Genomic DNA, 26,781 nt, shown 5'->3' with positions numbered 1-26,781 from the left:
CCGCAGCGGATTGCCGCTCGACCGTCGGTAGAGTCTGCGCATGCGTACAGCCCGAACCACTGCGGCGGCACTGGCGATCGTCGCGGCGGGACTGCTGACGCTCGTCGGCGTCCAGCCCGCGTCTGCCCACTCGGCCCTGACGAGCAGTACCCCGGCGGACGGGGCGGTCGTCACCGAACCGCTGCAGACGGTCGACCTGACCTTCTCCGAGGCGCCGCTCGCCGGCCTCGACGCCGGGCTCCGGATCCAGGTGACGGATGCTGCCGGCACGGACGTCGCCACGGGTGACGTGACCGTCTCCGGCACGACCATGCGCCGCGCGGTCGATCTCGACCGGGGCAACTACACGGTGCTCTGGCGGTACGTGTCGCCGGACGGCCACCCGATCGAGGGCACGCTCGCGTTCGACTACCGCGCTGCAGCTGCTGTTCCGACCCCGAGCGCGACCGGTGCTCCGACCCCGACGGCGAGCACCGCGCCCACACCGAGCGCCACCGCGACGGCCACCGGGGCGTCCGACGGAGCGCCGTCGTCGTCACCGGGCATCGCGCCCGGCGTGTGGGTCGCCCTCGGCGCCGGCACGGTCCTGGTGGCCGGTGCTGTCGTCGTGCTGCTGCTGCGCCGTGGGCGCAGCGCCGAGCGCAGCTCGTAGCGCGGCGCGCCTCACTTCGTGAGCAGGAACGGTCGGGTCGCACGCGCGCACCCGACCGTTCCTGCTCACGAAGCGCACGCGGCGCGACCGCGTGCGGCACGGGAGTGGCCTCGAGTGCGGCGTCGGCGCGGTGCGGAACCCGATCGGGACGAACAACACCTCTGCGCGATCGACAGCACCATCGCGTGGCATCGAACTGTCGATCGATCCGGTCCATCCGGACCGATCGGCGTGATACTGGGGTGGTGCGTGAACTCCAAGCCGCCATCGCAGCGGACCTCAACGTCCAGCCGACCATCGACCCGGAGCAGGAGGTCGCCCGTCGTGTCGGGTTCCTGCGCGACTACCTGCTGACGACCGGGGCGAAGGGGTACCTCCTCGCCATCAGCGGCGGGCAGGACTCCACCCTGGCCGGCCGCCTGACCCAGCTCGCGGTCGAGTCGCTCCGTGCCGAGGGGCACCCGGCCGAGTTCACGACCGTCCGCATGCCCTACCGGGTGCAGGCCGACGAGGACGACGCCCAGCTCGCCCTGCAGTTCATCGCGGCCGACCCGGGCATCACCGTGAACATCGAGCACGGGGTCGACGGGGTCGTCGAGGACACCGCGGCCTCCGGCGTCGAGCTGAGCGACTTCGTGAAGGGCAACGTCAAGGCCCGCATGCGCATGGTCGCCCAGTACGCGGTCGCCGGGCAGCGTGGCCTGCTGGTGGTCGGCACGGACCACGCGGCCGAGGCCGTCACGGGCTTCTTCACCAAGTACGGTGACGGCGGCGTCGACCTCACCCCGCTCACCGGGCTGTCGAAGAGCCAGGGGCGGCAGCTGCTCGAGCACCTCGGCGCACCCGCCCGTCTGTACGAGAAGGCCCCCACCGCGGACCTGCTCGACGAGACGCCCGGGCAGACCGACGAGGCGAACCTGGGGCTGTCCTACGCCGAGATCGACGCCTACCTGCAGGGGCACGACGTGCCGATCGAGGTCGCCGAGGCGATCGAGTCGCGCTACCGCGCGACGGAGCACAAGCGGCAGGTGCCGGCGACGCCCTTCGACGACTGGTGGCGTGCGGGCGCGTAGGCGCTGACGCGACACGGCCGGGAGGCGCGGTGCAGGTGATCCTGCACCGCGCCTCCCGTCTGTCGTCCCCGACACTTCCCTGCGCGCCCCCGCTGTCCGCCGGCGCTCCTAGGATGGGAGCCAACGGAACAACAGATGCGGAATCCAGGCTGGTACCTGGTCCGCAAGGGGGGGAAACATGGACGTCCTGTTCGCGCTCGGAGCCATCCCGCTGGTCATCGTGGGGATCATCGTCCTCGCCGTGATCGCGCTGATCTACGCCAAGGTCGTGTACCGCAACGCCGGCGCCGACGAAGCGCTCATCATCACCGGCAAGCGCTCGCGCAAGGTCAAGAACGACGACGGCACCGAGACCGTCGAGTCCGGCATCAAGGTCGTGCTCGGCGCCGGCGTGCTCGTCCGGCCCTTCTTCGAGAAGGTCGCGAAGCTGTCGCTCAGCTCGCGCGCGATCGACATCAACGTCAACGCGCAGGACTCCCGAGGGGTCACCATCGACGTCGAAGCGGTCGCGCTCGTCAAGGTCGGCGAGACCGACGCCTCGATCCGGGCTGCCGCGCAGCGGTTCCTCGGGCAGGAGAAGAAGATCGACGACTTCGCGCGCGAGGTCCTGTCCGGTTCGCTCCGCGCCTCGATCGGGGCGACCGACGTGTCGACCATCATCCGCAAGCGCGACCAGCTCACCGTCGCCGTGCTCGACGTCGCGAAGGACGCCCTGCACAGCCAGGGGCTCGACGTCGACTCGTTCGAGATCAAGGGCATCTCGGACCGCAACGAGTACATCAGTGACCTCGGTCGTGCCGAGCGTGCACGGGTGCGACTCGAGGCCGAGAACGCCGAGGCCCAGGCCGACCGTGAAGCGCGAGAGGCGCGCGCGACCGCCGACCAGGCGATCGCCGAGGCCGAGAACACCCTGGCCATCCGTCGTGCCGCGCTGCAGCTCGACGCGGACCGTGCGTCCGCCGAAGCCGCTGCCGCCGGCCCGCTCGCCCAGGCGCGTGCGTCCCAGGGCGTCGTCGAGCAGGAGCAGATCACCGCGCAGAAGCGTGCCGAACTGCGCCGTGCCGAGCTCGAGTCCGAGGTCTCCGCCGTCGCCGAGGCCCAGGCGCGCAAGACCCGCGTCGAGGCCGAAGCCGCTGCCGGTGCCCAGGTCGAGACCGCACGCGCCCAGGCCGAGGCCCGCCGGATCTCCGCCGAGGCCGTCGCAGCCGAGGCGAAGGCCGAGGCGGATGCCCGCAAGCTCGCCGCCGACGCCTCACGCGCCGAGGGTGAAGCCGCCGCCGACGCGATCCGTGCGAAGGGTCAGGCCGAGGCCGATGCGACCAAGGCGCAGGCCGACGCGCTCGCACAGCACTCCGAGGCCGTCCTGCGGGTCAAGGCGATCGAGACACTGCCGAGCATCGCCCGCGAGCTCGCTGCTCCGATGAGCAACATCGACACGCTCACCGTGGTGTCCTCCGACGGCGCCGGCGCACTGTCGAAGAGCGTCGTCAGCCAGTTCAGCGAGGTCGATGCGCTGCTCGGTGCCACCGCCGGGTTCACCCTGAGCGACATCGTGAAGAGCACCACGACGGGGCAGGCAGCCGCCCGAGCCGTCGTGCGCGAGCAGGCGGCGCCGCAGGCCGAACCGGTCGAGTAACCGAGCGGACCCGTTCGGCGGGCGCGTCGGGGGTCAGCCCTCGCCGCGCCCGTTCTCGTCCTGTTGGTCGCGCTGCTGCCCACCGGCGTCCTCACGCTGCTGCGACCCGGCGTCCTCGCGCTGGTCGGCCAGCCGCTGCTGCCAGACGACACTGCGAGCGGCGCCCTCGAGCACGTCGTCGACGCTGCGTCCGCTCTGTGCGGCGAGGGCGCCGCTGAGCCCAGCGGTCAGGGTCCCACCGGCCGCGGCGAGTCGCTCGACGACCTCTTCCTGCCGCTGCGTCAGGGGCTCGTCGACCAGCTCGTCGATCGTGTCGCGGATGTTCTGCTCGCTCGCGTCCAACGCCGCTTCGTCGCCGGACTGCAGGGCTGCTGCCTCGCCGACGACGACGAGACCGAGGCGCGCGGCGTCGTCTTCGGGGCGCGGGGTGCGGTGCTCGTCAGTCATGCGGTGGACCGTACGCTCCGGCGCGCTGCGCTCCCTGGACAGATGCGTCCCCCGGCGTCCGCGGACGAGCCGTCAGTCGGCCCAGCGGCGGAGCAGCCACTCGGCGGCCGCCACGCCCTCGCGCCGCTGGAAGTCGCGGATCGTGGGCATGTTCGGTGGCGCCGGCGGCAGGGCGTGCTCGAAGAACAGCCCGGCGAGCCCGGCCAGCACGGCGTCGATCGTGTCGGCCGGAACCTCGGCGAACACCGGGTGCGTGGCGAGGTGGTGCTCGACGTCGGCGTCCTCACCACGCACGAGGGTGTCGAGCAGGTAGGTCAGTGGGTCGAGCCAGTGCGCACCCACGCTCGCCCAGGGCCAGTCGACCACCCAGACGAGCCCGCCGTCGTCGACGAGCAGGTTGTCCGCTCGGCAGTCGGCGTGCACGAGGTGCTCGCCGTCGACGAGCGCGGCCGCCTGCGATGCCGCACGGGCGATCGCGGGGCCGGCGTCGAGCACGTGCGGCGGCACGACCTCGGCGACGCGGGCGGCGGTCGCGTCGTCGGTCAGCATCCGGTCCCAGGCCCCGAACTCGTCGCGCAGGTCCTCGGCGATGCGGGGGAGTGCCGCCAGCGCGCCGGTCGCGAGGGGCAGGGTGTCGAGCGCGTCGAGCACGGCCGTCGTGTCCGAACCGTCGAGGTGGCTGCCCGGGTGCTGTCCCGCGACGTCGTCGAGCACGAGCGCGACCCAGTCGTCGCCGTCGACGGTGGTGTGCAGTGCGTCGAGCAGCCGCGGCGCCTGCACGGTGGTCGGCAGCTGCGCCATGACCGTCGCCTCGCGCCGGTGCAGCTCGAAGGCCGCTTCGTTGCGCGAGCGCGACACGGTCTTTACGAAGGCGCGTCGTCCGGCCCCGGTCGTCACGCGGTCCGCGCTGCCGGGGGACCACCCGCTCGCCTGCGACTCGGCGGTCACGACCGGCCCGCCCAGCACCCCCTCCACCTGCTGCCGCAGCGTCGTCGGTACATCGGTCCAGGTGGTTCGCCCCATGACCCGACGTTACCTGAGAACCCGTACACGAATGTGCACGCTCGGCAACTTTGCGTTGGCGGCAAAGGTGCTCGGGGTGTAAAGTTGCAGGGCCTGCAAGGTTGATCCTCGTTCGGGCTCCCGACCAGGCCGACGACCAGCACGCCACACCCCCTGTGAGGAACACCGCATGTCCACTGCCACCGCACCCGTCGAGGTGTCGCGCGGACGACAGGACTCCCCGGCGAGCACGCCGGGCAAGTCGATCATGTCGCACCGCCAGATCCTGCTCGTCATCTACGGCCTGATGGCGGGCATGTTCCTGTCCTCGCTCGACCAGACCATCGTCGGCACCGCGATCCGCACGATCGGCGACGACCTGCACGGCCTCGACCAGCAGGCCTGGGTCACGACCGCCTACCTGATCGCGTCGACCATCACCACGCCCATCTACGGCAAGCTCTCCGACGTCTTCGGGCGTCGCCCGCTCTACATCTTCGGCATCGCGGTCTTCATCCTCGGGTCACTGCTCTCGACCCTGTCGACGTCGATGACCATGCTGGCCGCCTTCCGCGCGTTCCAGGGCATCGGTGCCGGTGCGCTGATGTCGCTGCCACTGGCGATCATGGGCGACATCCTCGCGCCCCGTGAGCGTGCGAAGTACCAGGGCTACTTCCTGGCGGTCTTCGGCATCTCGTCCGTCATCGGCCCGCTCATCGGCGGACTGTTCGCCGGTGCGAGCTCGATCGTCGGCATCACCGGCTGGCGCTGGGTGTTCCTGATCAACGTGCCGATCGGCGTCGCGGCGCTGCTCATGGTGATCGCGTTCCTGCACCTGCCGAAGTTCGGCGAGGCCAAGGCGAAGCCGCGCATCGACTGGTGGGGCGCGACCTCGGTCATCGTCACGCTGGCACCGCTGCTCCTCGTCGCGGAGCAGGGTCGCACGTGGGGCTGGGGTTCGGCGAGCGCGCTGGCCTGCTACGGCATCGGCGCACTCGGCCTCGTCGCCTTCCTGGTGATCGAGACCCGCATGCAGGACGACGCGATCATCCCGCTCAAGCTCTTCCGCTCGGCCACGTTCTCGATGGCGACCGTCCTGGGCTTCCTGGTCGGCTTCGCGATGTTCGGTGCGATGCTCACCATCCCGCTGTACCTGCAGATCGTCACCGGTCTCACGCCGACGGAGTCCGGGTTCGCCACGCTGCCGATGATCGGTGGCCTGATGATCGCCTCGATCGCGTCGGGGCAGATCGTGGCCCGTACCGGCCGCTACCGGATCTTCCCGGTCATCGGGACGGCGCTGGTGTCGCTCGGCTACGTCGTCCTGACGTTCATGACGATCGACAAGCCGCTGTGGTTCCTGATGATCGGCATGTTCCTGATCGGTCTCGGCCTCGGCCAGCTCATGCAGAGCATCACCCTGGCGTCGCAGAACGCGGTGCAGCCGCGGGACATGGGTGTCGCGACGTCGTCCGCCACGTTCTTCCGCCAGATCGGTGGCACGCTCGGCACCGCCGTGCTGCTGTCCGTCCTGTTCTCGCTCATGCCGACGAACATCCTGCACGCCACGGCGGACCAGTCGAACCTGAAGCCCGCCCTCAGCGCGGCGCTCGACCCGACGGTCGCGAGCGCCAAGGCGAACCAGGGTGTCATGGACCAGATCTGGAACCCGATCGTCACCCCGCTCCAGCAGCAGGTGCAGTCCGGGCTCGACACCGCCACCGACCAGGTGACCGAGGCCACCGCCGGTGCTCCCGATGCGGTGCGGCAGCAGGCGCTCACCGCAGCCGCCGACAAGGCGCACGCCAGCGTGCAGGACGGCCGACTCGTCGTCGACTGGTCCGACTCGTCGCAGCGCACCTACTGGGTGGACCAGCTCGCCCCGGAGCTGTCGAAGCAGATCGACAAGGGCGCGAACGACTCGAAGGACTCGAACGCCGAGACGAGCGACACGTCCTACCTCAACGGTGCGGACCCGGCCCTGACCCGGCCGTTCATGTCGGGGTTCAACGCCTCGGCCGTGACCGTCTACTGGGTCGGTTTCTCGGTGATCCTGCTCGCGTTCGTCCTGAGCTTCTTCTTCAAGGCGCCGCCGCTCCGCAAGAGCTCGGCCCTGCAGGAGCAGGCGGACGACGCCGGCACCGCCGACGACCTCGAAGCGCAGGCCGTGCGGGCCGCGGACACGATGGGCTCGCCCACCGCCCCGGTCACCGGTTCGATCCCGGTCCAGGGCGGTCGGGCGCAGGTCTGAGTCACGCCGGGCCTCTTCGTCCCCCGACGCGGAGGCCCGGCGTCGCACGGACCCGAGAGCAGGACGGAGCGCAGCACGTGCACCAGACCACCACCACCGAGGACCTCGTCGCGAGCGACTGCGGCCTGCGGGAACGCAAGAAGCAGCAGACCCGGTCCGCCATCCACCGGTCGGCACTCGCCCTGGTCACCGATCGGGGGCTCGCCGGGGTGACGGTGGAGCAGATCTGCGCGGACGCCGGGGTCTCCCCGCGGACGTTCTTCAACTACTTCCCGTCGAAGGCCGAGGCGGCCCTCGGGTTGCCGGCGACGATGGTCCCGGACGCGGCGCGCGCAGTGTTCCTCGGTTCCGCGGGTCCGCTGGTGTCGGACCTCTGCGAGCTCGTCGCGCAGACGGTCACCCTGCCACAGGACCGTCGGCGCATGAAGGAGCTCGTCCGGGCTCGGCCGGAGATGGTCCCGGCGATGATGCAGTGGATGGCGCACGCCCGGCAGACGGTCCTGACGGTCGCTGCCGAGCGGGTCGGCGAGGACACCGCGCGGACCGCGACCACGCTGGTGATGGCCGCCGTGATCGAGTCGGCCCACCGGTCGGCGGACGGTTCGCGCGACGAGCTCGCGGCGCGGCTGCGTGCGGTCGTCGCCGACATGGGGCGGCTCGCCTCCGCCTGACCGGCGCGACCATCGCGTCGCCCCCGGCGCGGGGGCGAGAACGGCCTGGAGGCGCGGTGCGGGACCGACCCGCACCGCGCCTCCAGGCCGTTGATGCGTCCAGACCGCCGCATGCGCAGTCATCGGACGGTTGCGGGGTGACTTTCGCCGAAACGGCACGAACACGGCTCTTGACGCGCAAGACATCGGATGTTTTGATTGCACCGTTCGGTCGACGGAGACCGGACGGCAGGAGACACAGATGAGCCGCATCACCGGTCTGCACGTGCACGACATCCGGTTCCCGACCTCGCGAGAGCACGACGGGTCCGACGCCATGAACCCCGCTCCCGACTACTCCGCCGCCTACGTCGAGATCACCACCGACGCGCTCGACGGCCTGGTCGGCACCGGCTTCGTCTTCACCATCGGCCGCGGCAACGAGGTGCAGGAGTCGGCGATCGCGGCGCTCCGCGGGCACGTCGTCGGCGCCGATGCCGAGGCGGTCCTGGCCGACATGGGCGGCACCTGGCGCGCGATGGTGCACGACTCGCAGCTGCGGTGGCTCGGCCCGGAGAAGGGCGTCATGCACATGGCGATCGGCGCCGTGGTGAACGCCCTGTGGGACCTGCGGGCGAAACGTGCGGGGCAGCCGCTCTGGGCCCTGCTCGCCGACCTGCGTCCCGAGGAACTCGTCGACCTGGTCGACTTCCGGTACCTGACCGACGCGATCACCCCGGCCGATGCGCTCGAGCTGTTCCGCGCCGCCGAACCGCTGCGTGCCGAACGCCGTACCCGTCTGGAGCGCGAGGGCTACCGCGCCTACACGACGACCCCGGGCTGGCTCGGCTACGACGACGAGAAGCTCGCGCGGCTGTGCCGTGAAGCCGTGGACGACGGGTTCACCCAGATCAAGCTCAAGGTCGGCGGCGACGTGGACGAGGACGTCCGACGGATGGGCATCGCCCGCGCCACCGTCGGCCCGGACGTCCGGATCGCGATCGACGCCAACCAGCGCTGGGACGTCGACGAGGCCGTGGCGTGGATCGACCGGCTCCGCCCCTTCGACATCGCGTGGGTCGAGGAGCCCACGAGCCCGGACGACATCCTGGCCCACGCCGAGATCGCCCGACGCATCGCCCCGATCCCGGTCGCGACGGGGGAGCACATGGCGAACCGCGTGATCGCGAAGCAGCTGATCCAGGCCGGGTCGATGTCGGTGCTGCAGATCGACGCCACCCGGGTCGCCGGGGTGAACGAGAACCTGGCGATCCTGCTCCTCGCCGCGAAGCACGGCGTCCGTGTCTGCCCGCACGCCGGCGGTGTCGGCCTGTGCGAGGCGGTGCAGCACCTGTCGATGTTCGACGCGGTCGCCCTGACCGGCGACCTCGACACCCGGTGCATCGAGTTCGTCGACCACCTGCACGAGCACTTCGTGACCCCGGTCGACGTCCACGACGGCCGCTACTGGCCGCCGACCGCGCCCGGCGCCGGCACCGAGCTGCTCGCCGACACCCTGACCACCCACGCGTTCCCGGACGGCCCGGTCTGGGCCGAGTCCGACGCAGCGCACGTCCCGGACGCCGTCCGGGTCGCCTGAATCCCCCTCCCCGCACACCCCATCACCACGACGAAGTGGAGACACCGATGCAACGACGACGTACCGCCGGGCTGGCGGCAGCAGCAGCTGCCCTGCTCGCGCTCACCGGCTGTTCCGCTGGCAGCAACGCCAGCGACGGCCAGTCGAAGGACTCCCTCACCTGGGCCATGTGGATCGCCGGGAAGGAGGACAAGGCCGCGTGGCAGAAGGTCGCCGACACCGTCAAGACCGACGACGACGTGGACGTGTCGATCCAGGGCTCCCCGTTCAACGACTACTGGACGAAGCTCCGCACGCAGCTGTCCACCGGCACCGCCCCGTGCATCGTGAGCATCCAGTCGCTCCGCGCCGCGAACTACACGGACGTGCTCGTGCCGATCGACGACATGGCGAAGCAGGCCGACCTCGACCTGAGCGAGTACGACCAGACCGGGCTCGACGGCATGAAGGTCGACGGCAAGCTCTACGGGCTGCCGTACGACACCGGCCCCATGGTCATGTTCTACAACAAGGACATCTTCGACAAGGCGGGCGTCCCCGAGCCGAAGCCGGGCTGGACGGTCGACGAGTTCGAGGACGCCGCGAAGCAGCTCAAGGCCGCCGGCACGCCGATCTGGGGCACGAGCGTCGAGGACATCCCCCTCGAGTCGATGATCCTCGGCTACAACGGCGGTCGGGTCATCGGGGCCGACGGCACGCTCGACGCCTCGAACACGAAGTTCGCCGAGGGGCTCGACTGGATCGGCAGCCTGGTCAAGGACGGCTACGCCACGCAGGCGAGCACGGACGGCTCCACCGACGACAACGCGTTCGTGTCCGGTGACGTCGCGATGTACAGCGACGGTCCGTGGTCGATCATCAGCCAGAAGGCCAAGGTGCAGTTCGACCTCGGCATCACGACGATCCCCTCGGGCACGGACGGACCCAGCTCGTTCGCCGCCGGGTCGGGCTTCGGCATCTCGAAGCAGTGCAAGTACCCCGAGCAGGCGTTCAAGGCCATCACGACGATGACGAACGAGGCCACGCTCACCTCGCTCGCCGAGCAGGGTCGCGCCTTCCCGGCACGCACCGCGGCGCAGCAGGCCTGGTACGACAACGCCGGCATCGACGGGGTCGAGGACGCCCTGAAGACGGGGCTCGAGAACGCCACCCCGCTGCCCGGCAACAAGCAGAGCGACCAGCTCAACCAGCTCTTCGCGCAGTACGCCCTGCAGGCGGTGAACGGACAGACCTCCGGCAAGGACACGATGTCGTCCATCGCGAGCCAGCTCGGCTCGCAGTGACGGGCGTCACCCCTTGACGGACGGGGAGGCCCGCCACGGCCCCGCCACGGGCCTCCCGTCCGATCCCCACCCTGTTCAGGACCGCGCGAACGACGAGGAGGTCGTCGCATGACCACCATCCAGGACCCACCCGCCGAGGCGGCGCTGCCCGCCCCCGCGGTCGCGGTCGCGACCGGCGCGGCGCCCCGCCGGAAGACCGGCGGCGCCGACGCCGAGCTCGGCCGCCGCTCGTGGTGGGGCGCGGCGTTCGCCGCACCGCACTCGATCGGCCTCGTCGTGTTCACGGCGTTCCCGATCCTGGCGTCGCTCGTCGTGAGCTTCATGAACTGGCCGATGCTCGGTGAACGCTCGTGGGCCGGCCTGTCGAACTACGCGCAGCTGTTCTCCGACCCGATCTTCCGGACGGTCACGCTCAACACGGTGCTGTTCGTCGTGCTCTACGTGCCGCTCAACCTGGTCGTGTCCCTCGGACTCGCGGCCTGGCTCACCCCGAAGATCCGGCACCGGCACGTCTTCCGCGTGCTGTTCTTCATCCCGACGATCACGCCGATCGTCGCGAACGTCGTCGTCTGGCGGATGCTGTACCAGCCGGGCGGCGCCATCGACGCGACGCTGCAGTCGACCGTCGGCGTGCACGCCCCGAACTTCCTGGCGGACGACCACTGGGCGATGCTCGCCGTCGTCGCGATGAGCGTCTGGCAGGGGTTCGGCTACAACATGCTGATCTTCTCGGCGGCGCTCGACTCGGTGCCGGAGAACCAGATCGAGGCTGCCCAGCTCGACGGGGCGAACGCCTGGCAGATGTTCTGGCGGATCAAGTTCCCGCTCATCTCGCCGTCGATCTTCTTCGCGACGATGATGACCCTGATCACCTCGTTCCAGGTGTTCGTGCAGCCGTTCGTCCTGACGAAGGGCGGTCCCGGCACCGCGACCGAGACCCTGGTGCAGTACATCTACAACACCGGGTTCCAGACCCAGCAGCTCGGGCTCGCATCGGCCGGGGCATGGGTGCTGTTCGTCATCATCCTCGGCATCACGGCCGTCCAGTTCCTCGGACAGAAGCGGTGGGTGCACTATGAGTGAGCTGACCTCGTCCAACCGGACGATCAACCCGCGGGCGCTGCCCCGCACGCACCGGCAGGCCGGCAGGGTGCGCCACGCAGTCGGGTACGTGCTGCTGTGCCTGGTGGCCCTGCTGTTCGTCTCGCCGCTCATCTACATGGTGGCGACGAGCCTGAAGCCGTCGGCCGACGTGTTCACGACCCCGCCGACCCTGTGGGGCTCGTCCATCGAGTGGGGCAACTACGCGCAGGCGTTCACCTACCTGCCGTTCGCCCGGTTCATCCTGAACGGCGTGTTCGTCGCCGCGGCCGGCACGGCGATCAACGTCGCCGTCGCGGTGCTGTCCGGCTACGCGTTCTCACGGCTGCGGTGGCGCGGCCGGAACACGGTGTTCGTCCTGTTCCTCGCGACGCTGATGATCCCGCAGGACGTCCTCGTCATCCCGATGTACGTGATGATGCAGGGCTTCGGGTGGGTCGACACGTTCCAGGCGCTCATCATCCCGTGGGCGTTCACGGCCCTCGGCGCGTTCCTGGTGCGGCAGTTCTTCCTCACCGTGCCGCAGGAGCTCGACGACGCCGCCCGGGTGGACGGTGCCGGAGCGATCCGGACGTTCTGCTCGGTGATGCTCCCGCTCGCCCGGCCGACGATGGCGGTCCTCGCCGTGTTCTCGTTCATCGCGTACTGGAACTCGTTCCTCTGGCCGCTCGTCATCGTCAACGACGTCGAGGCCCGTGGCACCATCCCGCTCGGCCTGCAGCAGTTCTTCGGGCAGCAGGGCTCCGAGTGGAACCTCGTGATGGCGGCGTCGGTGATCTCGATGCTGCCCACCGTGATCCTGTTGATCCTGCTCCAGAAGCACCTGGTCAAGGGGATCGTCACCAGCGGTCTCGGTGGCCGGTGACGCCGCCGGACGTCTTCCCTCGTCCTCCACTGAAAGGAACACTGGCCTCATGACCATCACCGCACCTGCCGACCCGCAGACCGCGACGGATCCCGCGGGGTTCCCCGCGTGGTTCTCCCACGACCGGTTCGGCATGTTCATCCACTGGGGGCTCTACGCCCTGCCGGCACGGCACGAGTGGGTGAAGAACCACGAACGGATCACCGACGCCGACTACCAGAAGTACTTCGACCACTTCGACCCGGACCTGTTCGACGCCGCCGACTGGGCCCGCCGTGCGCGCGCGGCGGGGATGAAGTACGTCGTCCTCACCACGAAGCACCACGAGGGCTTCTGCCTGTGGGACACCGCACTCACCGACTACAAGTCCACGAACACCCCCTTCGGCCGGGACATCGTTCGGGAGTTCGTCGACGCCGTCCGTGCCGAGGGGCTGCGGGTCGGTTTCTACCACTCGCTCATCGACTGGCACCACCCGGACTTCACCGTCGACGGCGTGCACCCCCGGCGCGACGACTCGGCGGAGGAGATCGAGGCGTTCAACGAGGGCCGCGACATGTCGCGCTACCGCGAGTACCTCCACGGTCAGATCGAGGAGCTGCTCACCGACTACGGGCAGATCGACTACCTGTTCTACGACTTCTCGTACCGGGACAACGACCACGAGGACATCTGGGGCGGCAAGGGTCGCGACGAGTGGGGCTCCGAGGAACTCATGGCGCTGACGAAGCGCCTGCAACCGGGCATCATCGTCAACGACCGGCTCGACATCCCCGGTGACCTGGTCACCCCGGAGCAGTACCAGCCCGACAAGCCGATGGAGGTCGGCGGGGTCCCGGTGCCGTGGGAGGCCTGCCAGACGTTGAACGGCTCGTGGGGTTACGACCGCGACAACCTCAACCTGAAGCCGGTCGACCTGCTCGTCCGCATGCTCGTCGACGGTGTCTCGAACAACGGGAACATGCTGCTCAACATCGGGCCGACCGGTCGCGGTGAGTTCGACGGGGTCTCCCGCCGGACGCTCGAGGGCATCGGGACGTGGATGCACCAGCACGCCCGCTCGGTGTACGGCGCCGGACCCGCGAAGTTCGTCGCCCCGCGGAACACCGTCTACACGCAGAACGGGAACCGCCTGTACCTGCACCTGTTCGCCTGGCCGTTCGAGCACGTGCACCTGCCAGACCTGGCCGGCAAGGTGGCGTACGCGCAGCTGCTCAACGACGCGTCGGAGATCCACTTCCGCGAGATCCCGCCGGGCACCCGAGCGCAGAACACCGGGCTCGGCGGCCAGCCCGCCGGCACCCTCACCCTGACGCTGCCCATCGTGCGACCCGACGTCGCCGTCCCCGTCGTCGAGCTGTTCCTGCGCGACTGATGCAGCGGATCCTGACGCGGACGCGACTGCGGGCCGGGAACGAGGCGGCGTACGACACCGTGCACGCCTCGGTCCCGCCCGCGCTCGCGGCACGACTGCGCGAGGCCGGCGTGCACGACTGGACGATCTGGCGGGACGGGCTCGACCTGGTCCACCTGATCGAGGTCGAGGACCACCGGGCGATGCGCCGGGCGCTCGCCGATGACCCGGTCAACGCCGAGTGGCAGGAGACGATCAACCCGCTGCTCCAGGCGGCCGACGACTACTCGGGCGACGACGACGGCGTCCCGCGGGTCTGGTCGCTGGCGGACCAGGTGGACGGCGTGGACCAGGTGGCCCCGTGACGGACCTCGCCCTCGACCTGGACCGTGGGCCGTTCTGGTTCGGTGGGGCCGGCATCGGCAACCTGCTCCGTCCGGTCTCCGACGACGACGCCCGCGACACGGTCGACGCCGCCTGGGACGCCGGGGTGCGGGGGTTCGACACCGCTCCGCACTACGGCCTCGGATTGTCCGAACGACGGCTCGGGGTGGCGCTCGCCGGACGCCCCCGGCAGGAGTTCCTCGTGTCGACGAAGGTCGGGCGGGTGCTCGTGCCGGGGCGCGGCGACGGCGACGACCTGGCGTCCGGGGGCTTCGCGGTGCCGGACGACACCGTGCGGCAGTGGGACCCGTCGCCCTCGGGCGTGCGGCGCTCGCTCGACGACTCGCTCGGCCGGCTCGGGCTCGACCACGTCGACGTCGCCTACCTGCACGACCCGGACGTCTACTCGCTCACCGACGGCCTGACCCAGGCGCTGCCGACCCTCGCCGAGCTCCGCGACGAGGGCGTCGTGCGGGCGGTCGGCGTCGGGTCGAACTCCGTCGAGGCGCTGTCGGCGGCCGTCGACACCGGGCTCTGCGACGTCGTCATGCTCGCCGGCCGGTACACGCTGCTCGAGCAACCGGCGGCGGCGCTCGTCGACCGGTGCGCGGCGCTGGGCGTCGCGGTCGTCGCGGTCGGCGTCTACAACTCGGGGCTGCTCGGGCAGGAGCGCCCCGCGGCCGGCGTGACCTACGACTACGCCGAGGCGCCCGCGCGGTTGCTCGCGCGGGCGAACGCCATCGCCGACGTGTGCGACCGCCACGGGGTCACCCTGCCCGAGGCCGCGCTGGCGTTCCCACGGCGGGCCCCGGCGGTCGCCGCGATCGCCCTCGGCGTGCAGTCCGCCGACCAGGTGCGCTCGAACGTCGCCCGGGCCGCCGCCGTCGTGCCCGAGGCGCTCTGGGACGACCTGCGTGCTGCGGGCCTGCTCGACACCTGACCCACGCACGACGAAGGCACCCCGCCCACGCGGTTGCGCGGTTCGGGGTGCCTTTCGTCGTGCGCCGGTCAGACCGGCAGTGTGGTGCCTAGCGGCGCGAACCGCGGCCGGCGACGCGCGTGTAGATGAACAGCACGATGACGGCGCCGATGATCGAGCCGATGATGCCGGCCGGCTGGAAGAAGCCGTCGTTCCCATCGTGGTTGAAGATCAGGTAGCCGAGGAATCCGCCGACGAACGAGCCGACGATGCCCAGGACGATCGTCATGAGGATGCCGATGTTCTGCTTGCCGGGGATGATGAGCCGGGCGAGAGCGCCGGCGATGAGTCCGATGATGATCAAGCTGATGATGAGACCGAGCACGGTGTCCTCCTCGTGGGTGCGGTTGCCGCGGCATGGTTGCCGGAGTCAGGGCCGAGGACTGACACAACTCCGAGGTTCCTGGGAGGATTGTCGGGTTCAGTCCAGGGAGCGCCGCAACCAGCGCTCGACCCCTTCGACGTGGGACACGACGAGGGCCTGCACGAGCTGCGGGTCGCGGCGTCGGATGGCGTCGACGATGGCCGCGTGCTCGTCGAGGGTCCGCTGCACCGAGCCGTTCTGGGTCAGCCCCCGCCACACCCGCACCCGCACCGTCTTGCTCGACAGGGCGTCGAGCAGTCCGGACAGGTACTGGTTGCCGCCGATGCCCGCGATGGTCGAGTGGAACAACAGGTCGTGGGCGACGAGGTCCTCGACGCCGGTGTCGTCGGTGACGGACTGCATCAGGGTCGCGAGTTCGTCGATCTGCTGTTCCGTGGCACGCGCGGTCGCCAGGACGGCGGACGCCGGTTCCAGGATGCGTCGCACCTCGAGCAGGTCGACGAGCGACCGGTCGTGGTGCATGTCGACGACGAACGACACCGCCTCGAGCAGGACGCCCGGTTCGAGGGACGTCACGTACGTGCCGTCGCCGCGTCGGACGTCGAGCACGCGGATGAGCTCGAGCGCCTTCACCGCTTCACGCAGGCTGTTCCGCGACAGGCCGAGCGACTCGCTCAGTTCCTTCTCGGGCGGGAGGCGCTGGCCGGGTTGGAGCTCGCCGCTCACGATCATCTGCTGGATGCGTGCGATCGCATCGTCGGTCAACGACGCCACGTCACCACCTCCTGTGGACCCGGCCGCCTGTGCGACGGGACGTCCCGACGATACCCGGGACGGGCCTCCAGGCCGTGCGGCGGAGCCGTGGCACGATCACGCCGGCCGCAGCCGGAGCGCCTGCATCCCGCCGTCGACCGCCAGCTCGACGCCCGTCGTCGACCGGGCGAGCGGGCTCGTCAGGTAGGCGACCGCCTCGGCCACCTCGGCTGCCTGCACCAGTCGGCCGTGCGGTTGGCGTGCCTCGAGCGCGGCGCGTTCGGCTGCCGGGTCGTCCGCGGTCGACAGGAGCCGTGCGATCCACGGGGTGTCGGCGGTGCCCGGGTTGACGGCGTTGACGCGGATGCCCTCGCGGACGTGGTCGGCTGCCATCGCGCGGGTGAGTGCGGAGATCGCCCCCTTCGTGGCCGAGTACAGCGCACGCTGGGGGAGCCCGGCGGTGGCCGCGACGGAGCACGTGTTGACGATGCTCGCGCTGTCGGAGGCCCGGAGGTGGGGGAGTGCGGCGCGGGACAGGCGAACGGCACCGAGCACGTTGACCTCGTACACGCGGCGCCACTCGTCGTCGGTGTTGTCCTCGACGCTCCCCTGAGCGCCGATGCCGGCGTTGTTCACGAGCACGTCGAGACCGCCGAGCTGGTCGACGGCCGACGCGACGGCGGCACGGACGGACTCGTCGGACGACACGTCGCAGGTGACGGAGACGAGTCCCTCGGCGGTGGACGGCTGCAGGTCGAGCACGGCGACCGCTGCGCCGCGCTCCCGCAGGGCTGCCGCGATGGCCGCGCCGATGCCGGAGGCGCCGCCGGTGACGATCGCGCGGAGACCCGCGTGGCTGCCGGGCGTCCCGGTGGTGCCGGTCTGGTCGGTGGTGTCGGTCATCAGGCTGCTCCTACGGTCTGGCGCTGCGAGCCGAGCCCGTCGGCGGTGAGTTCGACCACGTCGCCGGGCTGCAGGTACGGCGCGTGTCCTGCGAGGGCGACCCCGGCCGGGGTGCCCGTGCTGATGACGTCGCCCGGGTACAGCACCATGAACTGCGACAGGTACCGGACGATCTCGACGGGTCGGAAGATCATGTCGGCGGTGGTGCCGTCCTGCCGCACCTCGCCGTTGACGGTGAGCCGGAGCGCGAGCGCCGCCGGGTCGACCTGGTCGGGGGTGACCAGCCACGGGCCGAGCGGGTTGAACGTCTCGCAGGACTTCCCCTTGTCCCACTGCCCGCCGCGCTCGAGCTGGAAGGCGCGTTCGGAGACGTCGTTCGCGATGGCGTAGCCCGCGATGCAGGCGCTCGCCGCCTCGTCGGAGTCGCAGTACCGGGCGGTGGCGCCGATGACGACGGCGAGTTCGATCTCCCAGTCGGTCTTCTCGCTGCCGCGGGGGATCAGGACCTGGTCGTCCGGGCCGATCACCGTCATCGGGTCCTTCATGAACACGATCGGCTCGGTCGGGATCTCGGCGCCGGTCTCGGCGGCATGGTCGCGGTAGTTCAGGCCGATGCAGACGACCTTGCCGGGGCGGGCCACCGGTGCGCCGCGACGCAGGCCCTCGGCGTCGGGCAGCACCCGGACGTCGCCGGCGTCGCGCGCGTGCCGGACGCGGGCGACCGGGTCCGCTGCCAGGAAGGCGCCGCTGATGTCCGTCGTGATCGGGCGGAGGTCGAGGACCTCGCCGTCGGTGTCGACCGCGACGGGGATCTCGTCGCCCGCGGGGCCGAGTCGTGCGAACTGCATCGTTCCTCGCTCTCCGGCTGCACCGGCGCAACCACAGACATCCTATGTCTGGTCCGAGGTGTCGACAAGGTTCCGGGTGCTGAGGGTCCTGTCATGCAGGTAGGTGCGCTCCGCCGTGCCGCCGAGGACCGCCTGGCGGTCGTCCGGGCTCAGGTCGGCCAGTGCCTCGGTGGTGCGTCGGACCACGTCGTCGTAGGTCGTGGCGAGTGTCGAGACGGGCCAGTCCGACCCGAACATCGACCGCGCCGGGCCGAACCGCTCGACCACGGCGCGGACGTACCGGTCGACCGGCTGCCGTCGCCACTCCGGGCCGGCCTCGGTGAACAGGCCGGACACCTTGCAGGCGACGTTGGGGCGTGCGGCGAAGTCGTCCATCCGGCTCGGCCACCCGGGGCCCCCGCCCGCGATGTCGGGCTTGCCGGCGTGGTCGAGGACGAACGAGGCCTCGGGCACGGCGTCGACCAGTGTCAGCGCTGCACGGTGCTCCCGTGCGCGGACGAGCAGGTCGAACACCAGGCCGGCGGCGGCGAGGGCGCGGACGCCTCGGACGGCCTCGGGCCGGGCGAGCCAGTCAGGGTCCGGTTCGTCTTGCGCCTGGTGCCGGATGCCGACCAGGCGGTTCCCGTCCACGGGGGTGCGACCGGGTCGTGCGACGAGGGCGGCGAGGGCGGCGATCCGGTCGGCGACGTCCGGGGCGGTCAGGTCCACCCAGCCGACGACCCCGGCGACCGGCTCGGGCTGCTCGAGGAGCCAGGCGGTCTCGCCGGGGTCGTGCACGGCCTGCACGACGATCGTCCGGGTGACGTCGGTGCTCCGGGCGGCGGCGCGCAGGTCGTCCACGTCGAACCGTCGGCGGATCGGGGCGACCGAGTCGTCCATCCAGGGGTACGGCCGGTCGGCGGGATCCCAGAGGTGGTGGTGAGCGTCGATGATCACGCGCTCATGATGCCTGATTCATCCGATGTTCACCCGCACGTTGCCGGTGCGGCTCAGACGACGCCGGAGGCCTCGAGCTCGGCGCGCAGCTCGGCGTCGGACGGCTCGACGAAGTGCTTGCCGTTCGGCAGCACCACGACGGGGATGTTCTTCCGGCCGCTGATCGCCTCGGCACGGTCCGCCGCGGACAGGTCCTGCTCCACGTCGACGTACTCGTAGTCCACGCCGAGGGTGTCGAGCAGCGCCTTGGACCGACGGCAGTCGCGGCACCAGTCGGCGCCGAACATGGTCACGCGGTCGGGGGCAGTCGTCGCATCGCTCATGTGCAGAGAGTACGTCGGAGCGCCACCGGGCATTCCCGGAGCCCGCGTCGCAGGGCGACAGGACCGCAGGCCTCCGCAGCAGGCGCGTGCCCGGCCTCGCCCTACGATTGGCACATGCCGCCAGCACCCGACCCCGCGACGCTGGCCTGGGCCTCGGCGGCCGTCCGGCGGTTCGCCGCTGCGACCAACCTGCTCGTCGCCGCCCGCCGGTTCCGCATCGTCGGCGGGGACCCCCGGGACGCCGCGGCGCTCCGGCACCTGCTGACCGCACTCGGCGCGCGCGAGGCCGACGAGCAGCAGCAGTCGAACCCGCAGCAGCCGTCCGACCTGGTCGACCAGCTCTGGTGTCTCGGCACGCCCGAGGAATCGACGCCCGCCGTCGAGCAGGCCGCCGACCGCCCGCGCGGCACCACCCTGGTCGTCATCGACGCCGGCCGGTACCTGCCCGCCGTCGACGAGGACGCCTTCGGTCCCGTCGCACCCGCCCGCCCCGGCGTCCTCGCCGTCCCGATGCTCTCCGACGACGTCTTCCTCGTCTCCACCGGCCGCGACCCCGAGCACGACCCCGCAGCCGAGGCCCGCCTGCGATGGGCCCGGCGGTCGATGCCGGTCGCCCGGTCGGTCGCCGCCGAACTCCGCGACGGCGGACTCCTGCGCGGCACACGCATCGGCGTCGCGATGTTCCTCGAACCCAAGACGGCGGTGCTGAGCCTGCTGCTCCGCGATGCCGGTGCCGAGGTCGTCGTCTACGCCCACGCCGACGAGACCGACGACGCCGTCGCTGACGCACTGCGGTCCGCCGGCCTGACGGTGTTCGCGAGCAGCAGGGCGACACTCGCCGAACAGAAGCGGCTGGCCCTCGCGATGCTCGACACGGCGCCGCACATCCTGCTCGACGACGGGGCACACGTCATCCGGCTCGCCCACCAGGAGCGCCCCGACCTGCTGCCGACGATGCTCGGCGCCGCCGAGGAGACCACGAGCGGCCTGCGACCCCTGCGTGTGCTGGCGGCGCGCGGCGAGCTCGGCATCCCCGTGATCGCGGTGAACGACGCCCGCACCAAGACGTTCTTCGACAACCGGTACGGCACCGGGCAGTCGACGGTGTTCGCGGTGCTCGACCTGGTGGACGGGCTCGCGTCCGGCGCACACCGATTGCAGGCTGGGCCCACGCCGCCGGTTCCGGCCCGACGCGCCAGCGGCGGGCTGGCCGTGCCGGTGGGGAGAGGCGCGGCGGCCGTCGCCGGGTTCGGGCACGTCGGCGAAGGGGTCGCCCTGGTGCTCGCCGCCCTCGGGTTCCGGGTGACGGTAGCCGAGACCGACCCGGTCCGCGCCCTGCAGGCCCGCTTCGCCGGGTACGCCGTGGCCCCGCTCGTCCAGGCGGTGCGTGACGCCGACCTCGTGATGAGCGCCACCGGGGTGCCGGACACCATCGACCTCGAGGTGCTCCGTGCTTGCGCGGACGGCGCGATCGTCGCCGTCGCCGGTGGGGTCGACCAAGAGATCGCCGTCGACGACGCCCTCGCCGCCGGGGCCCGGCGCCAGGACGTGGGGCCGAAGGCCGAGCGGTTCGTGTTCCCCGGCGTCGACGGCGGGCCGATCGTGCTCGACGACGGTGGCTGCATCAACATCACCGCGGCCGAGGGCAACCCGGTCGAGATCATGGACCTGTCCTTCGCCGTGCAGCTCGGCGCCGTCCGGATGCTCCTGGAACGCGGCGACGAGCTGGAGCGTGCCGTCGTGCCGATCGACCCCGCGGTCGACGACGTGACCGCCCGCGCGGCGCTCGCCGCGTTCGGGAGCCGACCCCTGCCTCTCCCCACCGGCACGGCCGGGCTGCCGCTGGCGCGTCAGCCCGGAACCGGCGGCGTGGGCCCAGGCCTTCCCCCTGAACACCCGGCGGACCGCGAGCCGGACGTCCGGACGCACCGTTTCGGAGACCCCACGTGAGCGCCCGACAGCACCCGGTCACGGTGCACTCGGCGCGCGTCGTCGTGCCGATGACCGCGCCGCCGATCGCGGACGGCGCGGTCGCCGTGCAGGACGGCCGCATCCTGCACGTCGGCGACCGGTCGTGGGTCATCGACCAGCTCACCGGGTCCGGCGCGACGTTCACCGAGCGGCAGTGGCGTGGCGCGCTCCTACCCGGACTCGTGAACGCGCACTCGCACCTGCAGTACACCGGCATGGCCAGTGTCGGCCAGCGCCAGTACGGCGGATTCGAGGACTGGGCCGCGGCGTTCAACGTCGACTACGCCGAACCCCACGACTGGCGGGCCGAAGCCGCGGACGGTGCACGGGCGTCGATCCTGGCCGGCGTCACGAGCATCGCGGACATCGTCACCGACATCGAGGCCGCCACCGCGCTGCAGGACGCCGGGCTCGGCGGCATCGCGTACTGGGAGGTCATGGACTGGGAGAACGACGCCTGGCAGTCGCACGGTCGCGACCAGGTGCTCGACGAACTCGACCGGATCCCCACGACGCCCGGCGCGGGTCTGTCGCCACACGCGCCGTACTCGCTCGAGGTCGCCCCGCTGCTCGAGCTCCCCGACATCGTGCGGCAGCGCGGTCTGCGACTGCACCTGCACCTCGGTGAGGCGGCGTTCGAGGGGGAGCGCACCGCCCTCGGTCCGGTCCCCGGGCTCGACGGGGTCGACGGCGTCGGACACGGGAACGACTGGCACCTGGCGAACGTGCCGTCGTTCCGGGCGCTGCGAGCCCTGGGCTTCGGCGCGAGTGCCACCGCGTTCGTCGACCGGCTCGGGGTGCTCGGCCCGGACTGCCACATCGCCCACGGCGTCTACATGACCGCGGCCGACCGGGCCCTCCTGCGTGCCCGGGGCACCGCCGTCGCACTGTGCCCGCGGTCGAACGCCGTCATCGGCCTCGATCCGCCGCCCGTCGCGGACTACCTGCGCGAGGGCAGCCCGATCGCCATCGGCACCGACTCCCTGTCGTCGTCACCGTCCCTCGACCTGATGGCCGACGTCACCGCGCTGCACCGGATCGCCCGCGCCCAGGGCTACGGGCACCGGGACCTGCACGAGCGGCTGCTCGCGGCGGCGACCCTCGGTGGCGCGCACGCGATGGGGCTCGCCGTCGGGCCGGACCGCATCGGGCACCTCGCCGTCGGGGCGCGTGCCGACCTGGCGGTCTTCGACGTCGATGCCCGTACCGTGCCGGACGCGCTCGCCGAGCTCGTCGAGGACGGCGCCGGGCGGGCGGCCGCCACCGTGATCCGCGGGGTCGTCCGTGCCGCGGCGGGCGTCGTCACCGAACCGGCTTCCCCGCACATGGACATCCCCGCACCGCACCAGGAGGAACGATGACCGAGACCGCACCCCGCCCCGGCATGGCCGCCCGTCGCACCGTCGACGGCGACCTGATCGAGTGGCTCGACGTGCCGAAGCGCGCCATCGCCCTCGGCATGGAACCGCACCCCGAGGGCGGTTGGTACGTCCGCACCTGGACCTCGCCGGCGACGGTCACCACCCCCGCGGGGGACCGTCCGGCCGCCACCCTGATCCACTTCCTGCTGCCCCCGGGCGAGGCCTCGGCCTGGCACCGGGTCACGAGCGACGAGATCTGGATGTGGCACGGTCCGGACACCGTCGACCTGCAGCTCGGCGGCGACGGTGACGTCCCCGAGCCCGGCGCGACGATCACGCTCGGCCCGGACGCCGGCCGGGACCGGGTGAACGACGCGCAGGCGTTCGTGCGCGGCGGGGTGTGGCAGCGGACGATCCCGGGCGACGGCGAAGTGCTGCTGAGCTGCCTGGTGTCGCCGGGCTTCTCGTTCGACGACTTCACGATGGTCGACGACGGGGACTCTGCCGCCGAGTAGCACCGCGACACCGTTTCGCGTTGGTATCCCACCGCGAAGTACACTTCGACCTGCCCCCACCCCCCCCCTCGCACGAAGGCCCGACCGTGACCCGTCCCCTCCGCTTCACCCTCGCCGTCGCCACCGCCGCGGTCGCCGCCCTCGCCCTGTCGGCCTGCTCCGCCGGGGGCAGCAGCAACGCCGACGGCACCGTGACCGACGGCAAGCTCACGATCGCCACCGGTGACCCGGCGTACTCGCCCTGGGTCGAGGACAACAAGCCGCAGTCCGGCAAGGGCTTCGAGTCCGCCGTGGCGTACGCCGTCGCGAAGGAGATGGGCTACGGCAAGTCCGACGTCGTGTGGAAGCGCAGCACCTTCGACAGTGCCATCGCCCCGGGCCCGAAGGACTGGGACCTCAACGTCCAGCAGTTCTCGATCGACGCGAAGCGCAAGAAGGCCGTCGACATGTCGAGCGCGTACTACACGACGACGCAGGCCGTGGTCACGACGGAGAAGTCGAAGGCCGCCGACGACACCACGATCGCGGCGCTCAAGCAGGACGCCATCGGTGTCGCGACCGGCTCGACGAGCATCGCGAGCGTCAAGGACGTCCTCGGGGTCACCCCGCAGGTGTTCAACTCGAACGACGACGCCGTGCTCGCACTCAAGTCCGGCCAGATCGACGCCATCGTCACCGACCTGCCGACGGCGTTCTACATGTCCGGCGCGCAGCTCGACGACGGGACCGTGTCGGCGCAGTTCCCCGACGACGGCAAGGGCGACCAGTTCGGCTTCGTCCTGCCGAAGGACTCGGAGCTCACGAGCAAGGTCGACAAGGCCCTCAAGACCCTCGACGACGACGGCACCCTGCAGGAGCTGCAGACCAAGTGGCTGTCGTCCGAGACCGGCACCCCGGTCCTGAAGTAACCGCATGACGCTGCCAGCAGGCACCGGCACCCCGGTGGCCGCCCCCGCGCCGAGCCAGGTCGAGCTCGAGCGTCGGCTCTACCGTCGCCAGCGCGGCCGTCGTTCGGTCGTCGTGTCGGTCGTGTCCACCCTGGTCGTGCTCGCCGTCGTGTACTTCGGCGTCGTGAACACCCCCGGCTGGGCGGCGGTGCAGCAGTCGTTCTTCGACCCCGAGACCGCGATCGACACGTTCCCGGACATCCTGCTGGGCCTGTGGCTGAACGTCCGGATCCTGTTCTTCAGCGCCATCGGCGTCGCCGTGTTCGGCACCCTGCTCGCGGTCGTGCGGGGCCTGCGCAACCCGGTGTTCTTCCCGCTGCGGATGCTCGCGACCGGGTACACGGACCTGTTCCGCGGCCTGCCGCTCATCATCGTGCTCTACCTGGTCGGCTACGGCATCCCGGGGCTCGGGGTGTTCCCGCGGCTCCCCGCCGAGGTCTGGGGCACGATCGCGATCACCCTGACCTACTCGTCGTACATCGCCGAGGTGCTCCGGGCCGGCATGGAGGCCGTGCACCCCTCGCAGCGCCTGGCCGCCCGGTCGCTCGGGCTCTCGCACGCCAAGACGCTGCGCCTCGTGGTGCTGCCGCAGGCGATCCGCAAGGTCACGCCGGCGCTCATGAACGACTTCGTGTCGATGCAGAAGGACGTCGGTCTGGTCTCGATCCTCGGCGCCGTCGACGCGGTCCGCTCCGCTCAGATCGCGCAGGCCGAGACCTACAACTTCACCCCCTACTTCGTCGCCGGGCTGCTGTTCGTGGTGATCAGCCTGCCGCTGATCCGCGTCACGGACGCGATCGCGCGTCGGCAGCAGCGGCGTGAGCAGATCGGAGGGACCGTATGAGCGAGGCAGGCCTGGAGGCCCGTGGTGCGTCCGGTACGGACGCCGCGGTCCTCGAACTGCGCGGGTTGCGCAAGGCCTTCGGCGAGCACGAGGTCCTGCGCGGGATCGACCTGACGGTGCACCGCCACCAGGTCATCTGTGTCATCGGGGCGTCCGGGTCGGGCAAGTCGACGCTGCTCAAGACGGTCAACCTGCTCGAGGGCATCGACGACGGCGAGATCCTGCTGCAGGGCACGGACATCGCCGACCCGCGCGTCGCCGTCGACGCCGTGCGGGCCCGCATCGGCGTGGTGTTCCAGCAGTTCAACCTGTTCCCGCACATGAGCGTGCTCGACAACGTCACGCTCGCCTCGCGCCAGGTGCACGGCATCGGACGGGCCCAGGCCGAGGAGACCGCGCGACGGTTGCTCGACCGGATCGGCCTCGCTTCGTTCGCCGACGCGTACCCCGACCGGCTGTCCGGCGGGCAGCAGCAGCGCGTCGCCATCGTCCGGGCCATCGCGTCCGACCCCGAGCTGCTGTTGCTCGACGAGGTCACGAGTGCGCTCGACCCCCAGCTCGTCGGCGAGGTGCTCGACCTGGTCACCGAGCTGAAGCGGCAGGGCTCGACGATCCTGATGACGACGCACGAGATGCACTTCGCGCGGAACGTCGCCGACCGGATCGTCTTCCTGCACCGCGGCGAGGTCGTCGAGCAGGGATCGCCCGCCGAGGTCCTCGACCACCCGCAGCACCCCGCGCTGGTCGAGTTCCTCGCCCGCGTGCACGCCTAGGGCGTCAGCAGCACCTTGCCGATCACCTCACCGTCGCGCACGCGGCGGTGGGCCTCCTCGACCTCGGCGAGCGGCAGTACCGAGTCGATGACCGGTCGGATGCTGCCGTCGGCGACGAAGGGCCAGACGTGCTCGCGGACGGCGGCGACGATCGCGGCCTTCTCGGCGAGCGGCCGGGCGCGCAGGGTCGTGCCGCTGATCGACGCGCGCTTGCGCATCAGCACCCCGAAGTCGAGCTCGGCGGTGCGGCCGCTGCCCGCGGCGATCACCGCGATGTGCCCGTTCGGGGCGAGGGCCTGCAGGTTCCGGTCCAGGTAGGACGGGCCGACGACGTCGAGCACCACGTCGACACCGACCCCGTCGGTGAACGCCAGGACGCGCTCCACGAAGTCCTCGGTGCGGTGGTCGATGACCAGGTCGGCACCGAGGTCCCGGGACGCGGCGACCTTGCGCTCCCCACCGCTCGTCGCGATCACCGTCGCACCGAGGGCCTTCGCCCACAGCACCGCGTGCGACCCCATGCCGCCCGTGCCACCGTGCACCAGGAGCGTCTGCCCGGGTCGGAGCCCGGCGAGCATGCCGATGTTCGAGTAGACCGTGCAGGCGGCTTCGGGCAGACCGGCGGCCTCGACCAGGTCGACCCCGTCGGGGACCGGCAGCACCTGGGTGACCGGGGCGACGACGAGCGACGCGTACCCGCCGCCGGAGAGCAGTGCGCACACCCGATCGCCCACCGCGACGGTCGTGACCCCCGTGCCGACGGCCCGGACCGTGCCGGAGACCTCGAGCCCGAGGACGTCCGAGGCCCCGGGCGGCGGCGGGTAGTTCCCGGCGCGCTGCTGCAGGTCCGCGTTGTTGACGCCGGCCGCGGCGACCTCGATCAGGACCTCGTCGGTGCCGGGTCGGGGGTCGGGCAGGTCGGTGACGGACATGGAAGCGTCGTCGAACGTGATGGCGTGCATGCCCTCGACGGTACGCGCCCCGTCCCTCGTGCCGGCTGTCGCG

27 protein-coding genes are annotated in these 26,781 nt (G+C 71.3%); 18 read left to right on the top strand and 9 right to left on the bottom strand.

Annotated elements, in window-relative coordinates; translation table 11 throughout:
• The first annotated feature begins 40 nt into the window (after nt 1-40).
• From ASF75_RS12100 to ASF75_RS12090, 3 genes are all read left to right on the top strand, one after another.
• Entirely contained in the window at nt 41-652 is a 612-nt protein-coding gene (locus tag ASF75_RS12100) for a copper resistance protein CopC (RefSeq protein ID WP_056071756.1), read from the top strand.
• A 245-nt stretch (nt 653-897) separates the two neighbouring features.
• Nucleotides 898-1,725, top strand: a complete 828-nt coding sequence (gene nadE / locus ASF75_RS12095; protein WP_031260204.1) for an ammonia-dependent NAD(+) synthetase — start codon at nt 898-900, stop codon at nt 1,723-1,725.
• Nucleotides 1,726-1,903: 178 nt separating this feature from the next.
• Complete coding sequence (locus ASF75_RS12090) at nt 1,904-3,361, top strand: SPFH domain-containing protein (protein WP_017888023.1); 1,458 nt, start codon at nt 1,904-1,906, stop codon at nt 3,359-3,361.
• A gap of 33 nt (nt 3,362-3,394) precedes the next feature.
• On the opposite strand, the gene ASF75_RS12085 is transcribed toward ASF75_RS12090, so the two are convergent.
• Nucleotides 3,395-3,808 (bottom strand): hypothetical protein, encoded by a 414-nt coding sequence (locus ASF75_RS12085; protein ID WP_017888022.1) that lies wholly within the window; start codon nt 3,806-3,808, stop codon nt 3,395-3,397.
• A gap of 72 nt (nt 3,809-3,880) precedes the next feature.
• Entirely contained in the window at nt 3,881-4,831 is a 951-nt protein-coding gene (locus tag ASF75_RS12080) for a phosphotransferase (RefSeq protein ID WP_056071753.1), read from the bottom strand.
• A 169-nt stretch (nt 4,832-5,000) separates the two neighbouring features.
• Between ASF75_RS12080 and ASF75_RS12075 the strand changes: the two genes are divergently transcribed.
• From ASF75_RS12075 to ASF75_RS12035, 9 genes are all read left to right on the top strand, one after another.
• Complete coding sequence (locus ASF75_RS12075; RefSeq protein ID WP_056071749.1) at nt 5,001-7,061, top strand: MDR family MFS transporter; 2,061 nt, start codon at nt 5,001-5,003, stop codon at nt 7,059-7,061.
• Between the two features lie 77 nt (nt 7,062-7,138).
• Nucleotides 7,139-7,732 (top strand): TetR/AcrR family transcriptional regulator, encoded by a 594-nt coding sequence (locus tag ASF75_RS12070; RefSeq protein WP_056071746.1) that lies wholly within the window; start codon nt 7,139-7,141, stop codon nt 7,730-7,732.
• A gap of 241 nt (nt 7,733-7,973) precedes the next feature.
• Nucleotides 7,974-9,311: an enolase C-terminal domain-like protein gene (locus ASF75_RS12065; RefSeq protein ID WP_056071742.1), complete on the top strand. Its 1,338-nt coding sequence runs from the start codon at nt 7,974-7,976 to the stop codon at nt 9,309-9,311.
• A 47-nt stretch (nt 9,312-9,358) separates the two neighbouring features.
• Nucleotides 9,359-10,594 carry an ABC transporter substrate-binding protein gene (locus ASF75_RS12060; protein ID WP_235517659.1) on the top strand — a complete coding sequence of 412 codons (1,236 nt, stop codon included), beginning with the start codon at nt 9,359-9,361 and terminating at the stop codon, nt 10,592-10,594.
• A gap of 108 nt (nt 10,595-10,702) precedes the next feature.
• Nucleotides 10,703-11,677, top strand: a complete 975-nt coding sequence (locus ASF75_RS12055; RefSeq protein ID WP_042540073.1) for a carbohydrate ABC transporter permease — start codon at nt 10,703-10,705, stop codon at nt 11,675-11,677.
• Nucleotides 11,670-12,560, top strand: coding sequence for a carbohydrate ABC transporter permease (locus tag ASF75_RS12050; protein WP_017888015.1), 891 nt, complete (start codon nt 11,670-11,672; stop codon nt 12,558-12,560). Before ASF75_RS12055 ends, ASF75_RS12050 begins: the two co-directional genes overlap by 8 nt.
• A 49-nt stretch (nt 12,561-12,609) precedes the next feature.
• On the top strand, nt 12,610-13,935 hold the full coding sequence (locus ASF75_RS12045) for an alpha-L-fucosidase (RefSeq protein WP_042540071.1): 1,326 nt from the start codon (nt 12,610-12,612) through the stop codon (nt 13,933-13,935).
• A complete protein-coding gene (locus tag ASF75_RS12040) occupies nt 13,935-14,279 on the top strand; it encodes an L-rhamnose mutarotase (RefSeq protein WP_056071737.1) in 345 nt (114 codons plus the stop codon). Before ASF75_RS12045 ends, ASF75_RS12040 begins: the two co-directional genes overlap by 1 nt.
• Nucleotides 14,276-15,238, top strand: coding sequence for an aldo/keto reductase (locus ASF75_RS12035; RefSeq protein WP_042540067.1), 963 nt, complete (start codon nt 14,276-14,278; stop codon nt 15,236-15,238). The genes ASF75_RS12040 and ASF75_RS12035 overlap by 4 nt, the downstream gene beginning before the upstream one ends.
• Nucleotides 15,239-15,326: 88 nt before the next feature.
• On the opposite strand, the gene ASF75_RS12030 is transcribed toward ASF75_RS12035, so the two are convergent.
• The 6 genes from ASF75_RS12030 to ASF75_RS12005 all read right to left on the bottom strand — a co-directional run bounded on the left by ASF75_RS12030 (nt 15,327) and on the right by ASF75_RS12005 (nt 19,365).
• Nucleotides 15,327-15,602 carry a GlsB/YeaQ/YmgE family stress response membrane protein gene (locus tag ASF75_RS12030; protein ID WP_056071734.1) on the bottom strand — a complete coding sequence of 92 codons (276 nt, stop codon included), beginning with the start codon at nt 15,600-15,602 and terminating at the stop codon, nt 15,327-15,329.
• Nucleotides 15,603-15,698: 96 nt separating this feature from the next.
• Nucleotides 15,699-16,334, bottom strand: a complete 636-nt coding sequence (locus ASF75_RS12025; RefSeq protein ID WP_042540122.1) for a FadR/GntR family transcriptional regulator — start codon at nt 16,332-16,334, stop codon at nt 15,699-15,701.
• 138 nt (nt 16,335-16,472) lie between these two features.
• Entirely contained in the window at nt 16,473-17,258 is a 786-nt protein-coding gene (locus tag ASF75_RS12020) for an SDR family NAD(P)-dependent oxidoreductase (protein WP_056071731.1), read from the bottom strand.
• Complete coding sequence (locus ASF75_RS12015) at nt 17,258-18,106, bottom strand: fumarylacetoacetate hydrolase family protein (RefSeq protein WP_056071728.1); 849 nt, start codon at nt 18,104-18,106, stop codon at nt 17,258-17,260. Before ASF75_RS12015 ends, ASF75_RS12020 begins: the two co-directional genes overlap by 1 nt.
• Nucleotides 18,107-18,148: 42 nt before the next feature.
• Nucleotides 18,149-19,042: an amidohydrolase family protein gene (locus ASF75_RS12010; RefSeq protein WP_156463872.1), complete on the bottom strand. Its 894-nt coding sequence runs from the start codon at nt 19,040-19,042 to the stop codon at nt 18,149-18,151.
• A gap of 53 nt (nt 19,043-19,095) precedes the next feature.
• Complete coding sequence (locus tag ASF75_RS12005; RefSeq protein WP_017888006.1) at nt 19,096-19,365, bottom strand: glutaredoxin family protein; 270 nt, start codon at nt 19,363-19,365, stop codon at nt 19,096-19,098.
• A 114-nt stretch (nt 19,366-19,479) separates the two neighbouring features.
• On the opposite strand from ASF75_RS12005, the gene ASF75_RS12000 reads away from it, so the two are divergent.
• The 6 genes from ASF75_RS12000 (at nt 19,480) to ASF75_RS11975 (ending at nt 25,776) form a co-directional block, all read left to right on the top strand.
• Nucleotides 19,480-21,315, top strand: a complete 1,836-nt coding sequence (locus ASF75_RS12000) for an adenosylhomocysteinase (protein WP_056071725.1) — start codon at nt 19,480-19,482, stop codon at nt 21,313-21,315.
• Nucleotides 21,312-22,697, top strand: coding sequence for an amidohydrolase family protein (locus ASF75_RS11995; protein WP_017888004.1), 1,386 nt, complete (start codon nt 21,312-21,314; stop codon nt 22,695-22,697). The genes ASF75_RS12000 and ASF75_RS11995 overlap by 4 nt, the downstream gene beginning before the upstream one ends.
• Nucleotides 22,694-23,212 carry a cupin domain-containing protein gene (locus ASF75_RS11990; RefSeq protein ID WP_235517658.1) on the top strand — a complete coding sequence of 173 codons (519 nt, stop codon included), beginning with the start codon at nt 22,694-22,696 and terminating at the stop codon, nt 23,210-23,212. The genes ASF75_RS11995 and ASF75_RS11990 overlap by 4 nt, the downstream gene beginning before the upstream one ends.
• 86 nt (nt 23,213-23,298) lie before the next feature.
• On the top strand, nt 23,299-24,120 hold the full coding sequence (locus tag ASF75_RS11985) for an ABC transporter substrate-binding protein (RefSeq protein WP_056071722.1): 822 nt from the start codon (nt 23,299-23,301) through the stop codon (nt 24,118-24,120).
• 4 nt (nt 24,121-24,124) lie between these two features.
• Nucleotides 24,125-25,003, top strand: a complete 879-nt coding sequence (locus tag ASF75_RS11980) for an amino acid ABC transporter permease (RefSeq protein WP_017888001.1) — start codon at nt 24,125-24,127, stop codon at nt 25,001-25,003.
• Nucleotides 25,000-25,776 carry an amino acid ABC transporter ATP-binding protein gene (locus ASF75_RS11975; protein ID WP_042540059.1) on the top strand — a complete coding sequence of 259 codons (777 nt, stop codon included), beginning with the start codon at nt 25,000-25,002 and terminating at the stop codon, nt 25,774-25,776. The genes ASF75_RS11980 and ASF75_RS11975 overlap by 4 nt, the downstream gene beginning before the upstream one ends.
• Here ASF75_RS11975 and ASF75_RS11970 read toward each other — a convergent pair.
• A complete protein-coding gene (locus ASF75_RS11970) occupies nt 25,773-26,738 on the bottom strand; it encodes an NAD(P)H-quinone oxidoreductase (RefSeq protein ID WP_056071719.1) in 966 nt (321 codons plus the stop codon). The two genes, ASF75_RS11975 and ASF75_RS11970, sit on opposite strands and share 4 nt — an antisense overlap.
• Between the last annotated feature and the right edge of the window lie 43 nt (nt 26,739-26,781).

Origin of the sequence: Curtobacterium sp. Leaf154 (assembly GCF_001424595.1) — a bacterium.
Classification (GTDB): domain Bacteria; phylum Actinomycetota; class Actinomycetes; order Actinomycetales; family Microbacteriaceae; genus Curtobacterium; species Curtobacterium poinsettiae.
The sequence above is the reverse complement of the archived record's forward strand: the minus strand, read 5'-3'. Positions and strand labels throughout refer to the sequence as shown.